The 15,625-nt window shown below is 44.2% G+C and carries 16 protein-coding genes and 1 pseudogene; 3 read left to right on the top strand and 14 right to left on the bottom strand.

The features are described 5' to 3' along the window. From AZ66_RS08525 to AZ66_RS08545, 5 genes and pseudogenes are all read right to left on the bottom strand, one after another. Nucleotides 1-855, bottom strand: a pseudogene (locus tag AZ66_RS08525) (serine hydrolase domain-containing protein); the annotation flags it as partial. 54 nt (nt 856-909) lie between these two features. Continuing rightward, nucleotides 910-2,073: a serine hydrolase domain-containing protein gene (locus AZ66_RS08530; protein WP_044354450.1), complete on the bottom strand. Its 1,164-nt coding sequence runs from the start codon at nt 2,071-2,073 to the stop codon at nt 910-912. A gap of 399 nt (nt 2,074-2,472) precedes the next feature. Beyond that, nucleotides 2,473-3,366 (bottom strand): PhzF family phenazine biosynthesis isomerase, encoded by an 894-nt coding sequence (locus AZ66_RS08535; RefSeq protein WP_044354451.1) that lies wholly within the window; start codon nt 3,364-3,366, stop codon nt 2,473-2,475. Nucleotides 3,367-3,413: 47 nt separating this feature from the next. Further along, the gene (locus tag AZ66_RS29690; protein WP_052648443.1) at nt 3,414-4,028 is read right to left on the bottom strand and encodes a hypothetical protein; all 615 of its coding nucleotides are present in this window, start codon (nt 4,026-4,028) and stop codon (nt 3,414-3,416) included. A gap of 26 nt (nt 4,029-4,054) precedes the next feature. Beyond that, a complete protein-coding gene (locus tag AZ66_RS08545; RefSeq protein WP_044354452.1) occupies nt 4,055-4,477 on the bottom strand; it encodes a hypothetical protein in 423 nt (140 codons plus the stop codon). Between the two features lie 173 nt (nt 4,478-4,650). Here AZ66_RS08545 and AZ66_RS08550 point away from each other — a divergent pair, with 173 nt between their 5' ends. Then, a complete protein-coding gene (locus tag AZ66_RS08550; RefSeq protein WP_044354453.1) occupies nt 4,651-5,547 on the top strand; it encodes an alpha/beta fold hydrolase in 897 nt (298 codons plus the stop codon). A 258-nt stretch (nt 5,548-5,805) separates the two neighbouring features. Here AZ66_RS08550 and AZ66_RS08555 read toward each other — a convergent pair whose 3' ends face one another. Then, nucleotides 5,806-6,402: a hypothetical protein gene (locus AZ66_RS08555; RefSeq protein ID WP_044354454.1), complete on the bottom strand. Its 597-nt coding sequence runs from the start codon at nt 6,400-6,402 to the stop codon at nt 5,806-5,808. A 225-nt stretch (nt 6,403-6,627) separates the two neighbouring features. On the opposite strand from AZ66_RS08555, the gene AZ66_RS08560 reads away from it, so the two are divergent. Then, the gene (locus AZ66_RS08560; protein WP_044354455.1) at nt 6,628-7,233 is read left to right on the top strand and encodes an undecaprenyl-diphosphatase; all 606 of its coding nucleotides are present in this window, start codon (nt 6,628-6,630) and stop codon (nt 7,231-7,233) included. A 123-nt stretch (nt 7,234-7,356) separates the two neighbouring features. Here the strand turns inward: AZ66_RS08560 and thyX are convergent, their stop codons facing one another. The 3 genes from thyX to AZ66_RS08575 all read right to left on the bottom strand — a co-directional run bounded on the left by thyX (nt 7,357) and on the right by AZ66_RS08575 (nt 9,503). Further along, complete coding sequence (gene thyX / locus AZ66_RS08565) at nt 7,357-8,073, bottom strand: FAD-dependent thymidylate synthase (protein WP_021257922.1); 717 nt, start codon at nt 8,071-8,073, stop codon at nt 7,357-7,359. Between the two features lie 180 nt (nt 8,074-8,253). Next, the gene (locus tag AZ66_RS08570; RefSeq protein WP_082061504.1) at nt 8,254-8,664 is read right to left on the bottom strand and encodes a DUF1634 domain-containing protein; all 411 of its coding nucleotides are present in this window, start codon (nt 8,662-8,664) and stop codon (nt 8,254-8,256) included. Next, nucleotides 8,661-9,503 (bottom strand): sulfite exporter TauE/SafE family protein, encoded by an 843-nt coding sequence (locus tag AZ66_RS08575; RefSeq protein WP_425311529.1) that lies wholly within the window; start codon nt 9,501-9,503, stop codon nt 8,661-8,663. The genes AZ66_RS08570 and AZ66_RS08575 overlap by 4 nt, the downstream gene beginning before the upstream one ends. 145 nt (nt 9,504-9,648) lie before the next feature. On the opposite strand from AZ66_RS08575, the gene AZ66_RS08580 reads away from it, so the two are divergent. Further along, entirely contained in the window at nt 9,649-10,104 is a 456-nt protein-coding gene (locus AZ66_RS08580) for an Lrp/AsnC family transcriptional regulator (RefSeq protein ID WP_021257925.1), read from the top strand. Nucleotides 10,105-10,268: 164 nt separating this feature from the next. On the opposite strand, the gene AZ66_RS08585 is transcribed toward AZ66_RS08580, so the two are convergent. The 5 genes from AZ66_RS08585 to AZ66_RS08605 all read right to left on the bottom strand — a co-directional run bounded on the left by AZ66_RS08585 (nt 10,269) and on the right by AZ66_RS08605 (nt 15,511). After that, nucleotides 10,269-10,760: a GNAT family N-acetyltransferase gene (locus tag AZ66_RS08585; protein ID WP_044354458.1), complete on the bottom strand. Its 492-nt coding sequence runs from the start codon at nt 10,758-10,760 to the stop codon at nt 10,269-10,271. 50 nt (nt 10,761-10,810) lie between these two features. Continuing rightward, on the bottom strand, nt 10,811-12,301 hold the full coding sequence (locus AZ66_RS08590) for an MFS transporter (RefSeq protein ID WP_044354459.1): 1,491 nt from the start codon (nt 12,299-12,301) through the stop codon (nt 10,811-10,813). A 129-nt stretch (nt 12,302-12,430) separates the two neighbouring features. Next, complete coding sequence (locus tag AZ66_RS08595) at nt 12,431-13,480, bottom strand: helix-turn-helix transcriptional regulator (RefSeq protein WP_044354460.1); 1,050 nt, start codon at nt 13,478-13,480, stop codon at nt 12,431-12,433. A 35-nt stretch (nt 13,481-13,515) separates the two neighbouring features. Beyond that, the gene (locus AZ66_RS08600; protein ID WP_044354461.1) at nt 13,516-14,178 is read right to left on the bottom strand and encodes a DUF1266 domain-containing protein; all 663 of its coding nucleotides are present in this window, start codon (nt 14,176-14,178) and stop codon (nt 13,516-13,518) included. A gap of 16 nt (nt 14,179-14,194) precedes the next feature. Further along, nucleotides 14,195-15,511: a J domain-containing protein gene (locus AZ66_RS08605; protein WP_044354462.1), complete on the bottom strand. Its 1,317-nt coding sequence runs from the start codon at nt 15,509-15,511 to the stop codon at nt 14,195-14,197. Between the last annotated feature and the right edge of the window lie 114 nt (nt 15,512-15,625).

The raw sequence follows: 15,625 nt of genomic DNA on the forward strand, positions 1-15,625 counted from the left end.
TAAATAATTAGTGAGAATCGCACCACATCTTCTGCCGTGGAAGAGATACCCCCCCGAACCAATCACATTCACTGATTCAATAGGAAGCTGCCCTTGGTACGTCGGAGTATAAAGTCCAGCGCGCTTTTCGTCCTCCCATTTGTCCTGTGGCGTTTTTGTATGATTCAGATTTAGCGGTTCTGTAAACTTCTGATGTAGAAATTCAGTAAAACTCATACCGCTGACTCTTTCCACCAAAATCTCGGCCAGCGTAAAGCCGTCGTTACAGTATACCGAGAACGCGCCAGGATCTGCCTTCAAGCTTTGGCTTGATAATTGCCGCAACAAGATATCATGGGCATAAGTATCATTATCTTTAAATAAAAATACATTATTGAACGTCATACCTGGCAAACCCGAAGAGTGGTTCAACAGCATACGCGGCGTAATGCGCTTATACCGCTCATCTTTCATCTTGAAATCAGGAACATAGCGGACGATAGGAGCATCCAAATCGACTTTTCCTTCGTCGACCAATTTCATTACAGCCGCAGCTGTATATACTTTACTGGTTGATCCAATCCCATATAGAGTATCCTTGGTCAGAGGCTTTTTCCCTTCTATATCGTTCTTGCCTGTCTGACCCGATAAAATAATTTTGCCATTATCAATTAGCGCATACTGCACGCTTGTTGTCTCATAGGACTTCGTGAGTAGAGCAGCTTTCTCTGTTGCAATCTTCTCCAGTTCTTGGCTTGCAACATTTTGGCTTGCTCCAACTGTAGTCTTACCGCTAGAAGATGCTATCGCTCCTGTTGGTAGGGTCATCGTTAGCACCAATGTAGCGGCTAACAGCCCCGATAGTTTATTTTTCATGAGAGAATAAACTCCTTATAAATTGACATAATTTATCCGTTCTTTTCTTTAGGTCTACTTGCTAAATTCAGCAAGTAAAATATTTTTAAAAAGATCCGAACTTTTAACTTTCCCCATACTGTTCAAACTGACGGCCAACGTATGACTACCTCCATGTGTGCCTCCAGCAAAAGTATCAAATCCTGGAATGCCACCTGTGTGTCCCCATATCGATATACCGTTTGCAAGTTTAGTTTCATAGATTCCAAGACCATATCCATCGATTCCTTCTATTCCTGTAGGAACTGTAGTAAGCATTTGTTTTAGCTGCTGTTCTTTTAGTAATTTGCCACTGAGCAAGTAAGAAAAGAATTTGTTTAAGTCGTCAGCAGTAGAAATCATCTCTCCAGCCGATTGACCCATACTTGGGTTATAAAAAGTAACGTCCTTTAGCTCACTTGCTCCGTCTAGTTGGATATATCCGCGGGGATGCTTAGTGCCTGGAATAACGGTTGAATTGCCAGGTAGGAATGTATCCGACAATTCAAGCGGTTCAATAATCCGATTTTCAATCTCTTCCGCATAACTGTTTCCGGTTACTTTTTCAATAAGGATACCCAGTAATACGTATCCTGTGTTTGAATAAGACCAGCCCTTTCCTGGGGCAAAATCTGGGGGCATAGAAATCCCCATCTTTACTAATTCTTCAGCCGCATACGATTTTTTTGTATCCATAAGATCAAATTCTTTTGACCTTGCGTATTCAGCGATACCACTTGTATGGTTCAATATCTGCCGGATCGTAATCTGGTTACCATCATATCCGTTTCCTTGTATGACACCAGGCAACCATTTTTCAATGCAATCGTCTAGATGCAGGCGTTTCTCTCCAGCCAATTGAAGTAGAACTGTTGCGGTGAACGTCTTCGTCACGCTGCCAATGCGAAAGCGAAAATCTGTTTTCATTGGTTTCTTGGTTCTCAGATCCGCTATCCCAGCGGCATAACTCCACGTCCTTCCATTCTCAGAAGTTTTAGCGAGTATCCCCGGGTATCCAAGCTGCAAAGTATCCCGCATTGCTTGCTTGACGGAGGCACGATCTCGTTGAATACTTGTTTGTAACGAACTGGATTCATTTTGAGCGGGATCTGCTTTTACAATTGGGGTTGGCGTTGTGTATAACAGGGAACTTCCAGCTATTAAAAGGGCCAAACTCGTAATTTGACTACGTGTTTTCATAGGGCATTCCACACCTCTATTCATATTGTATGGGTGGTTGCTTTTTTCCGTACTAACTAGACAGCTATCATCTCCCCTTACCTTCTTATATTTTTATCCTATACAGTAAAAATTTCTTTTTCTTATCCATTTCTTACAAATCCCTTACGTTAATTAGGTTAGAAGGAGCATTGACCGAAAACGTGAAGTGTTTTCCAATAAATATATAAAAAAGAAACACAGAAGTTTTTCACGTCTATGTTTCTTTTTTCGTCCTATAATTATTAAAAATTCGATTTACTGAGAACCTTATTATGAAGTCTCCCCTAAAATGAAATAACCCAACTAAAAAAACAAGTTTTTCAGTCGGGTCACTTAGTGTCTTGTAAGGGCGCTTATCATATTCCATTACTTTACACTTTATTGGTCAATATCAACGGTTATTTCCTTGACGAATACAGCAGTCCCCTCAATGTAAACTTCGATCTTATCATCATTTCTCTTTGCCTGAACCTTAACCATGCCATCGCGTTCCATCTCTTGGCCTTGCTCTACAACGAATTCAGCTGAATCCAGATCTGTACGCATATATTGCAAGAAATAAGCCCCCATTACCCCAGATGCTGTGCCTGTTACAGGGTCTTCTTCCGTACCCGAATAGGGAGAAGAGAAATGTCTACCATGCATGAATGCATCAGGATCATAAGTCTCCATACAGAATGGATGCACGGACGCTTGCGGGAATTCTGTTAGTATACTCGGGAACATGGCGTTCATAGGCATCATGGCCTTAAACTTCTCAAGTCTCTGAATAGGTACTAGCAGAGTCCATATGCCTGTGCTTCCATAAGCTATAGGTGTGGTCAGATCGATATCGTCTACCTGCAATCCGATTGATTCCGCTAATCGAGCGATATCCCCTTGAAACGGAATAAACTGTGAACGGTTCTGCTTCATTTTAATATATAGTCGTCCATCAAGGATCGTGAGTTCAATCGGTAAAATACCTGCCTTCGTTTCGATACTGATGCTCTTCTTCTCTCCAAAATAGCCTTTCGAATGTAAACAATACAGCGACGCTATTGTCGCATGGCCGCATAAGTTCATCTCATTCCCTGGGGTAAAATATCGCAATTGAACATCTGCTTGATCCGAATGAAGAATGAATGTCGTTTCATTAAATCCAACTTGCTCCGCAATTCGCTGCATATCCTGCTCGCTTAATGCATCTGCATCAAGCACAATACCTGCTGGATTGCCCTTCTGTGGAATTATAGAGAACGCATCATAGTGAAGAACAGTGATTGAGCTCATACTTTTCTACCTCCCCCAATTGGTTATCATTTCGTAGATCAATTAATCTACTGCCTTCTATTTTTCCATGCAAAAAATGATACCACGAACAGAATAGCTGCTGCTATCAAACCATAGCGGATATAATCCGTTCTCCCTAACTGAATAGGCAAGCTGGCATTAGGCTCCTTAAAGACTCTATCGGTAATAAAATGAGTATAAACCTTCTTTTTGGACTCTTCAAAATCACGAATTTCGCCGTTACGGATTGGAACGATTCCATTTGGGCCGCCAACTGGCACTAAAAAATCTTCTCTGTCGTTTTTCTCCAGAAACAGAAGAATCTCATCCCCTTCCTCCTGCCCGCTCCGAATCTGTGTTACATCGTCCCAATGGATACCTGCAGTAATTGTAGGCGGGACATCCCCTTTATATACACGTCTCACCTGAAATTCGTACCTTTCCCACGAAAACGACTGCCTGCTGCCTGCTTGTTGTCTCTTAAAATCGTACGTCCCTTGCACAATAACAGACGCCCGTTCCATCACCTTGTCTGGTTCTAAGTAGACCCAGCTAGTAGCGCTAACCTGAATACTAAAAAGTAATGAACACAATCCGATTAGAAATATGCCCTGCATCAATCTCTTCATATAAGATATCCTTTCGACCTCTTCAAATGGCAAACCTCTGACCTTCTTTAAAAATTAATTTAATCAATATCGTAGATAAGCCATTTCGAGTCCGATTCTTTTCCCTTGATAAATACGTACTGTGACGTGAAAAAATCATCGTTGGTCAGCATATCATCAGCTAGGAGAAGAACTTGATATGCCTTTTTCTGCTCCTGAATATGGATGGGAGTGTGCAGCTTCACCGCCTTCAATTGGTAGGTCGGCATGCCTGTTATCGGACTATTCGGTGCGAATAGCTTCATATATTCCTCCGCATTTCCCTCATGCAAATATTGCATTCGTTTGTTGATGAGCTGTACTATCTCTTGTTCATCCTGATTCAAGCCCTTCATTTCCAAATACACGGGGCCAGACTTTGATGTACAGCCTTGAACCAGTAAGAGAAGTATGACAAGCCATACAGTCTGAACGACAAACCCATTTCTACAGACACGTCCCATCAACCAACACTCCTTTTTTTCAAATGCAGTACAAATACCTAACGCCTTCAACCTGGCTAAGATCAACCTCGTCACATCTTCAATTAGAGAATTAAACTTTCTCGCCCCATCTGCATCCAATTTCGATATGTAACGTAACTATAGGATGGTGATAAGTACGGAGGAGGCGTTCGATGAGCAGCATAGTAACGATTTATAAAAGCAAAAAGGGTAAAAGTTTGATTACGAATCATTATGAAAGCTATATACAAGCTTTGCGGTTTCCTGTGGAGCGTATGTATCTGAATACAAGCTTTGGCTCGACTCATCTACTAGCTGCGGGACCCGCTAATGGAAAACCGTTGTTCCTATTACAAGGGGGAAACTGCATCAACCCTATGACGTTGTCTTGGTTTTCTCCATTAACGAGCCAGTATCGAATTTATGCGCCTGATACGATTGGTCATCCTGGGTTTAGTGCAGAAACTCGAGTGTCAGCTAAGGATAATAGCTTCGCCCTATGGCTTGAAGAACTCATGAACGGTCTTAACATCGAGAAATGCGGATTTATAGGCCCCTCTTATGGAGCAGGAATCATATTAAGACTAGCCGCCTATATGCCGCATAAAATAGACTGCGCTGTGCTCGTGTCACCAGCAGGGATACGCTTAGGATCGAAGCTCAAAATGATCAAAGACATCCTTTTGCCACTGCTTCTGTTCCATGCAACTTCCTCAGATAGATACCTTGATAAGCTAACCAATGCCATGTCTGACAATACGATGAAGGCAATAGACAAGGAAATTATTGGAGACATTTTTCGATATGTGAAACTTGAGCAAAATATGCCTAAACTTACAGAAAAAGAGGAACTCCAGCAATTCCATGCGCCTACTCTTCTCATTACAGGCCGAAAGGACATCTTTTTCCCTGATCAGCAGCTCAATCAAGCAGCACGCGCAATCATTCCGAATCTAATCGCAATCAAATCATATGATATGGGACATTTCCCTTCAGAAGCCGATTTGGTCACCATTAACGATGAAATCTCTATGTTCCTGCAAACTTATTACGTAACGAAAGTTACATAGATTCGCTATCGTCTCTTAGGAGGATTATTATGCCTTTTCACAAGAATCCTCCTAAGAGACGCCTTATGGCTCTGATAATTCCTCATTCTCGTCTCCAGCATTTGAATGAAGCTGTCACATTTTCCCCATAGGCCATCTTCAATATTCACAATTTTCCTTTATTATTCCAAGCTATGTCATAAATTTAGCCCGGTCAGAACCTGAATACATGGCTTCCCCTCGATCACTTTGGCTGCAAAGTAATAAGCGATGCTACACTCATGCCATTGTTCTCCCCTCAAAATCGTGGATGTCTGCATGTTCAGTATTTATCCATTTGTTTCTGTATCGTTCTATGACCCGATCATCCCAAATTTGAACTTCAATATATCGCTCAGGGCCATATTGACCGTGCGCGTTCCATTGCTGTGGCCAGCCAAACTGTTCAACTACCTGTTGAATGGTATCTCGGGTATATACCTTTTTGCGATATGGCTTTCCGTCCTCAACTCGTATTGTTGGAAATAAGTCTCCATAAGTAAAACTAATGGTACTAGCGTCGAAATCATCAATATAGATTTGTAATTCTCTTCCCTCTTCATACCACTCCAGCAGCCAGTGGCATTGCCCTAATGTCATATAGTGAGGATATAGCGTCCGAGGATTGCCGCCTTGCTCTACAAACATCATTCTTGCCTGCTTCTCTAATTGACGCCGAATTTGCATGTAATCTTCAGATCGTTTGCTTGCAAAACCTCTTCCATTCTCTCTTAACTCGGACAAGATGCTGTTCGCTTCTTCAATAGACAGTGCAGACAAATTGTGAAATGGCCCTCCTGCGGCTTCGTAATAGTGACACAAAAGATTGAAGTCCATTTTGACCAGCCTCCTATTTCAACATAGGAATCATAACAATCGTGTTCCCCATTCGGTTCATATTAGCGACTACGCGATAAACCATAAATAACCTGCTGATTCTGATCAGATTTTTATGTAATATTAAGAATTTATTAAGGAGCAATTAAAGCCCTCTCCCTATACTAAGCATATTGAATAAATACTAGATCTAATTGATATAGGTCACAAGGAGGAAGAAAATACGTGTCATTACCCCAATTAAATATTGAAATGTTTCGAGGAATTAACGACTTAGGCAAGCAGCTCTCCTTTCTAAATCCATCTGTCGTATTCATTGCGGAATATACGATCTATCTGTTAGCGGCTTGCATGCTGTTATTTTGGTTCACTCGTACAACTGCCAATCGCATGATGGTGCTGCAGGGCGGATTTGCATTCATTCTCGCAGAGCTCATTGGCAAAGCGGTAGGAAGATTCCATTCGCATCATCAACCATTTGCGGAACTCCCGCATGTTAGTAAATTGATAGATCACAGCATCAACAATTCATTTCCTAGTGATCATACGATATTGTTTTTCTCCATCTGTGCGTCGTTCTGGCTGATGCGCAAAAAAACAGGCTGGGGCTGGTTGTGGCTCGTGCTGGCGGGTTGTGTAGCATTATCTCGTGTATGGGTTGGCGTACATTATCCTGTAGATATTGCAGTAGGCGCAATAATCGGGATCTCCTCAGCAGTGCTCGTGTACTGGTCATCCACTAGATTTGCTTGGCTATCTCGCTTGCTTGATATGTATGAGAGTGTGGAACAACGCATACTGCCTGTGCGGAATAAATCTAACGATCTATAAGTTAGATATTTTATACAAAATGAGAATGGACGCACCATATGGAGTTGTCGAATACCAATATGGCTGCGTCCATTGTCTACTATTCTCAAGACCACTTCATTTCCATACACTTCTTACCTGCACTTACTCTCCAGTATCCTGCTTCAAGAGCTCTTGCAAGGAATGTGGGAAAATAGGCCTGCTAAGCTCCAATATCGCCTTCGCATAGGATTGAATTTCCTTCTGAGCATCATGCTCCAGGCGTTGATTCAAGAAGTGAGCTACCGACTGCAAGGAGGCTGTCCAATACCACCGAACATACATGCCGTAGGAAGGCAGAAATAATCTAGCTTGTTCCGCGCATATGCCATCTTCTAGTGCCGCTTCATACTTGTCAACACCAAGCTCGATGTAGTTCATCAGCTCATCCGTATGCTTCTGCCCGATTTCCCATGATACAATGTCTCCACTGCCCTGCTTCGAATTCTCGGGCTTGCTTCTCCACTCTCCCTGGGACGGTATGTAGAATGTAGGCTCTTCAGTGATATATCTACGACTCGATTCATTCCAAGCCTCCAAGCTGTCGCCTGTGCCTTCCATATGGGAAGAACCTATGACATACTTCCACCACTGCCTAGCAACCATAAGCGGCGCGTACACTTCGAACTGCAGCATGACATGTCGAAATGGCGAGGTATGTCCTTCTCTAGCCAGAAATTGAATCAATCGAATATCCCGTTCACTCAGTTCCATCGATTCCTTGGCATAGGATACCCGTGCGGAGTTGACAACTGTCAAATCCGAACCCATCGTGTTGACTAACCGGACATACCCCTTATCTAATACTTGCAGCATAGACATGGCAACCACTCCTATCTAGTAAATGAGACGAAAAGAGAACACCAAGTTCCCACTCGATGCTCTCTTCATTTGGATACATATTCTATTTTAGTATACATGAATCCAAGTGGATGAACAGTAATTTCCTGGCTAATATTATTGACTGACTTTTCTCTGTTCAGGCACTCTTAATACAATAGATCAACCTGCACTTCCAATGAAAAAGCTGGCGACTAAGATCAAGAACACTACTATTGTTATTCCTACATACAAATAATCTTGTTCATGCAGAAAAACAAAAATAGAGATAAAAACCCGCAGTACTGGTGTAGCAATGAGCATAATCAGCCCTGTTAGGATAATCGCATACGACTTCATTGACAATAGACCGGAATAAATTCCTGCCAGACTGGTTGGAAAAGTCTGCTCAGGATATCCACTGTCTCCAGAAATGAGGAACAGCAGCAAACCAGTAAGGATCACCGCTGCACTAGCCAGTACCCCTATCCGAAGCCACTTGCTGACAACAACCTCTACCGCTTCCGATTTGTCATTGCGCTGTTGTACGATCTCGGACTGCTGTACGCTGCCTTCTCGCCCAAGCTCACTCATAGTAGTCCCCCCAATCCCTGTACAATCATCTGAATAGCCACATACGCCAATACCGGAATAAACCATTTGCGAATTGTCTTGCTCTTCATCTTCTGCATGATTCTTGCGCCAGCCGTTGCCCCCATAAGAACACCCAGCGCCACCGGTGCCGAGATTGCCGGATCGATGTCGCCACGGAACAGATAGACCCCCGCGCTTGCCGCGCCCGTAACGCCCATCATGAAGTTGCTCGTCGCACTGGATACCTTAAGCGGGAGCTTCATGAAGACATCCATCGCCATCACTTTGAAGCTGCCGCTGCCAATTCCAAGCAGACCCGATATGACCCCTGCTCCGTACATGACGCCGAATCCGCCGTATACATTGTCCACTTTATACGGAACCGTCTGATTCAACGCCTTATCATAATACTCGCCTTGTAAGCGCAGCTTCTCCGCAACCGGATGCATATGTACATCCTTCGGCAGTTCATCATTCCGCTTCTTAAGCATAGTCCCCGCCGAGTAGAGCAGCAGCAGACCGAAGATAATATACAGCACCGTAGGCGCCATGATTCCACCCAGAAATGCACCGGTTATTGCTCCGACTGTTGTTGCAACCTCCAAGAACATGCCTACTCTCACATTCGTAATCCGATCTCGAATATAAGCGATCGCTGCCCCGCTTGAGGTTGCAATGACCGAAATAATACTTGCGCCAATTGCCGTCTTAATATCAACGCCGAACAATAAGGTCAACGCGGGAGTAACTATAATCCCTCCACCCAGACCAAGCACTGCCCCGACGATTCCAGCCAACACGGAGATCAACAGTATTTCAATCGCTAGTAATGACAACATCCTCTCCCCTTCCGCGCCATGATCTTCCACATACATATGTATACACTTTTTTATACAATCGATCAATAGATTTCGCAATTAACTTTACATTGTATGTGCTATAATGGACTTAATAGGACAAGTACTAGTCGAAAGGGTTGATCAAATGCAGTTCCGTAATTTAGACGAGATCGATACACGGATTTTGCAGCTGTTATCCGAGAATGGACGCTTAAGCAATGCGGAGCTTGGACGAATGGTCAACTTGACCCGAGCGGCTGTTCGCGAACGAATCCATCAATTGATGGAGGATGGGATTATTGATCGGTTCACCATTGTCGTGAATCCGCTCAAGGCGGGCAAAACCTTGTCGATGTATTTCGATATTGAAGTGGATTGGGTGAAGCTGCAGCATGTCGTAGAACAGCTAAGATTAGCTGAGGAGATTACGAACGTGTATCAAATGAGCGGCAAGCCGCATCTGCATGTCCATGCACTGCTGGATGATCCGGAGCATGCTGAACAGTGCTTGAGAATGCTTCAAGCGATTGATGGTATCACTTCCGTTACTAGTGAGGTACTCATTGCGCGGCATAAAGAAAGAGGCGGATTGTTAATTTAAACAGGTGCTTTAAATAATACACCGATATCAAGTTCACATGAATCGATATAGAACGCCCCGCTTGCTACTGGTGTATGCAGCGATCCAGAAGCCACAAGCGGGGCGTAAAATTGATGATGTTATTTTAAAATATTTTTTTGGACAACGATTATGGAAACTCTCTTCTACCGAAGCTCAGTGGAGAAGCATTGGATCGGGCCGTCCCAGCCGTTTTCTCGAATCTCTTCATAGTTATCGTTTGTGTACGCTGTAATTACTTTCCTCCAAAAATGCTGTGAAGGTACGTTTTCATCTATCTGACCTACCTTCCAAGTTCCCTTAAACTGATCGAACAAAGCTGTTGCCGCATACGTTCCTACTCCCGATTGCCGATACTTTTTCATTACGAAAAATTCCGCCATCGAATAAACCGTTCGATTGTCGTCATTCGTTTCCAACTTCCTTACGAGCGCTAATCCCGCAAGCTTCCCATCCACTCGAATGAAGAAAGGATATCTCCCTTCCTCTGTCCAGTAATGATCCAGATACATATATTCATATAGACCGTTCTCGTTGACGTCCTCAGGATCGTATTCACTGAAATCATATTTATACAGCTCCAGCAAATTACGAAGCGTAGATTTTTGCTCGTACTCGACCTGATGCAGCGTGATCATGCTTATGCCCTCCTCCATTTCTGATGGTTTTTCTCTTACGCTATCATTTTTTACAATGTATGCTTCACTTTTGTCATTCGGCTTTTTCGTCTAGGATCCGGTAAAAAGCATAGGCAGACGAAAGTCGCCAGTGCCAGCCCACCGCAAGCACCTACTGATACAGAAAACGCGCGTACATAATCAGACAGCTCAGCCTCTACGAGCACATGTCCAAGTACGCCGGAAAACACAATACCGATCAATGCCACCCCTAGCGAATTTGCCAAGTACATACAGGTCGTGAATAATCCTGATCCCGATCCGGCATCCTTCTTCGGAACTGTGCTTAGAACGATATTCGCTAGTGGTGTCGTGACCATGCCAAGACTGAATCCGTACATCCATAATAGGAGAAGATTACGGTAATTAAGCATAGCCCTCGCGTCATACAGGATAGAACCAATCAGCAGCGATATGCATATTGCCATGCCGATAGAGCCGAGCTTCAATGAACCTATCCCCCATTTTTCTACGAAACGGGAGGATAAGAGAGATGACAGAAAGAATCCGACCCCCAATGGCAGAAACACCATGCTTGTGGTTTGAACATCCTTATGCAGACCGTATTGGACATAGTAGCTTAATAGGAAGAAAAAGGCGAACATGCCCAGGTACACGACAAGCACAGCCAACAGGCCTACGCGAAAGGAAGCATGCCGAAATACAACAAGATTCACCAACGGAAAAGCGTTTCTTCTCTTCTTGTAACACTCGAATGCCACAAAAGTAACAAGTACACCAAAACCGATCAGCATACAAAACCAAACCCACACCGGCCACCCCTGTCTCTGCCCTTCCGATAAAGGATATACAAGCAGAAATAAGCCGCTTATGAGTAGAAGAGCGCCAATCCAATCAATAGGCTGTTTTTTCTCCCCACGCGATTCAGAAATGATTGGCAGCAGCATTAGAACCAGCATACCGAATGGAACGTTAACAAAGAACACCATTCGCCAGCCAAGATCGAACAGGTTCCAGTTGACGATAAGGCCCCCAAAAATGAGTCCAAAAGCAAATCCAAATCCAATGATTGCACCATATATGCTGAACGCGATTGCCTTTTCTCGTGGCGGAAAGCTGACCTGCATCGTAGAAAGAACCTGGGGCTGAATGAGCGCAGCAGCCAAGCCTTGAACGATCCGAATGGCAATAAGCAGGGAAGGATCCGAGGTCAAGCCGCCAAGCATGGCCATGATTGTGAACCCGCTTACTCCAATAAGAAGCAGCCGTTTTCTTCCGAATATGTCACCCAACTTCCCGCTAATGATCAAGGCCACCGCCAAGCCAAGAGAGAATCCTGTAACAATTATCTGCGCTTCAGCGAAGCTTGCATTCAAGCTCTGCTGCATCAACGGCAGAGCAACCTGAATCATATAAGTGTTCAGTGAGATAAGCAGCGTCGGCAGTAGTACGATAACAAGTGCAATCCATCGTTTCGGATTCCCCTCCATTTGCTGATTATCATCCGTGTGTTGTGATGTAGTTGTCAAAATAGGAGACATTACGATTCCCTCCAGTAGTTAGAATCACATGAATACTCTAATTATGAGCCAATCATGTTCACATGCTCTACCTGAAGAGGGAGTCTTTGCCCCTATAGAGGAAATAATTGAAGAACCCTTCTACCTACATTAGGCCAAAGGGTCCCCTTGCGAAATGAAAGAGTCGCCGCCATTCGAAGACGACCTTCGAACTTGATCCTGCTGTTCCAACTGCTTGAGGAACGAGCTTGGATTGCAGCCGTAATGCTTGCGAAAGGCTGCCGTAAAGTTGCTAACATTACTGTACCCAACCGCGACGGCTGCTTCCCCTACATTCAGTTGCCCCATTTCCATATGCCATATCGCCTTCTCGATCCGCTGCTTGCGCACCAGTTCGAATACTGTTGAGCCGAACAATTCTCGAAATCCTGCTTTCAGCTTGAACTCGTTGATCCCGACATGCTTGGAGAGTTCTCGTATCGACAAGGGCTGTTCATAGTTGTTCATTACAATTTCCCTTGCTTCATGAAGCTTCGCGATATCATCGCGTCGAACGTTTCGCCTCACTGTTCGATCATGAATTTCGTCCGTCTCTCCGAATAAGGCGAGGAATTCGATAGCTTTGCTCTCCATGTATAATCGCTTCATCTTTCCCCGATAATCGCACCGAAGCATATCTGTTACGCATCGATGAATGTCAGGTGTGACCGCATAGGAGTCAATACTGCCAAGGTGACGATGAAGCAATCTCTCCATGTTCTGTTTCTCGGCCGCATCAGCGGCATAGGCATACAGTTCATCCGGTGAAAATCTCACCTCGACCATATGATGGTGCATTCCTGCCTTTTTCTCCTCATATACCTGCACATCCTCCAACAGCAGCACATTGCCAGACTGCGGTTCCGTATGGCTTGCTTTTCCACTCCATTCGCAATACACTTCTCCGCTCAAACAATAACTCAGTTCAAACAGACGGCATGACTCCTGAATAAGGAGCCTCATATCTTTCGCATAAGTGATGTCGGTCACCATGATTTCCATACCTTCACGGACGCGCATCCGGGTCACACTGCCCGTTCCAATGTGAGGAGGGAGGAACACTCGCTGCTCCCAAGTGCTGCTTTCCATATCACCATGAATCATTTCAGAATAACGCTCAAAATAATCATGGATGCTGGCTACATGAACCTCAGCTGCCATCTAATCACCTTCTATTCCGCCCTACTAGTAAATCGTCAAGCTACCCCCCACTTTGCCTTACCCATGGCTAATGTGCTTGATCCAAGCAGCGTCGAGGCTCTACTCGTAATGTGAGCCTGCATCTTCATTTCACTATCCGAGGCAAAGTAGCTATTGCCTGCAGCAAAAGCGGCCAAATAGTCTTCCCAGCTCTTGTAACAGTTCTGCAAATGGTGAGCCGCTTTAAGCTTCATCCCCCAAGCTTCTTCCTTGGTTAAGTAGCCGTAGGTAATTCCCATATTACACATATAGATGGCCCAAGCCCCGCCGAACGCCGCAATTTCTCCGGAAGGAAACTGGTTTAAAAATGCATTGACAATTACGACCTTGGCATGGTCAGGATGATCAACAGAGGATTCCACATAACGCTTGCGAGAGACTTCGTTGCGTGCAGCAAGACTCATATGCAGCTTCTTGTACTCCTCTCGCAGTCCATCTTCGAGCAGCCAGTGAATTCGACTGAGCAATGATTCCTTATTTGTAACGCTCCAAGCGGAGAACGCCTTCTTCATCGAGCTTCTGCGCAGAAATCGATCCGTAAATGGAAAACCAAACGGAATATAATGATACCCCATCACACTGTCCGTACATACAGAGGAAAGACAACGGAAGTACAGCTCCAGCTGCTTTCTTTGTTGCTTATTGTATTCGCTTGGCATAATTGGAGCCCTCCTTCTAGGTAGTCATCATTCGGTAAGTCTTGAACGTCTTCCAACCGTTCCACACCATTACTGCAAGCCATAATACCGTAACGACAAGAGGCACGCTTATAAATAGTTGAAGCCCAACATAGACGAGTAGGTATAGCCAAGTCAAGTGGAGATAGTAGTAGAGGAGAAATAATGAAATTTGTTTGCGTGCTTGTCTCTGTCCCTTTTCTTCCACTTCTTGTGCATATCTATATTTGTTGAATAACTTAATACCGTGAACATACCGTAAAATGTCATGAACATTGTCAATGTCATTGGATTGTTGGAGCTTCATACGCGCTTCCTTCAGCTGCCCTAATTGCGTATAACAATGAATGGACAGCATCAACGCATCTTGCTGATTCCCCTCAATCTCCAGCAAGCGATTACAGTCCGCCAAGGCAGCTTCATATTGTTCAAGTTTGTACAGGAGCTGTGCACGGTGCCATCGTCCCTCGAACTCATCGGGTTTCATCGCAATCACTTGATTGTAGCGATCCATTGCTTGCTCCATCTCGCCGATTGCTTCGAAGTATTTGCCGCGCATGAGCACTAGGTCAGGATCGTCTTGGAATAATTCATGAGCTTCGCTCAAATATGCACCTACTTCTTCCAATTCACCTTCCATAAGCATATACTGAGCCATCTCACGCAAGTAGAGATAACGGTCAATATCAAAATCGATCTTTACATCCATAAAGCAATCATAGGACAGCTCCACTGTACCGTTGACCTGTTCGACTATATAATCAATGAATTCCTCAGCATGGCGTCCCCTTAATTCTTCCTCATGCTCTAGAAAACGGAAAGTCTTCTCTAGCACGGCCCATACCGCCATCGGAAAATAATGCTTCTCCTCAAGAAACATCACCATTTCATCTTGTAACTGATGATTCTCAATATCCCATTCCACATTCTCCTGGAATAAGGCTTGCCAATATGTAGGCTGAATGCGATTTGCGAAGTTGCTATACAGCTCAGATACTTGGCCTAGAAATACCTGAATCGGATTTGCGGCATAAGGATAAGCTGTGCTCACAGCAACCTCTTCTCTTGCATTCTCCACATTTTCATATGTATTTTCCAACCGTTCACCATGATCGTTCAGCCTCATGCTAGAAGCTTCTGTTGCTGCTGACCTTTTGCGCGCTAGCTTCAGCGCTACTTCATAGGCTTCATGCAGCATTTCTTTCCACTGTGGGTCATTTTCTGGATGCTCTAGCGTTAGCTTCTTCGCATAAGCGCTCGAGATGACAGAATCATCTTCCGTTGGCTCAATCCCTAATACATCCCATACATTCAAGTTACTCCATCCACCTTTCCCTCAACTCCAGCCGTCCCCAATATGCTTCGGTGGCTATTTCAATATTTCCTTAATCAGCAGCAGCAGCAGTGAAAAATTTCCTACTTCCATTCT

It is taken from the genome of Paenibacillus sp. E194, assembly GCF_000935845.1.
Lineage (GTDB): Bacteria > Bacillota > Bacilli > Paenibacillales > Paenibacillaceae > Paenibacillus_B > Paenibacillus_B alvei_B.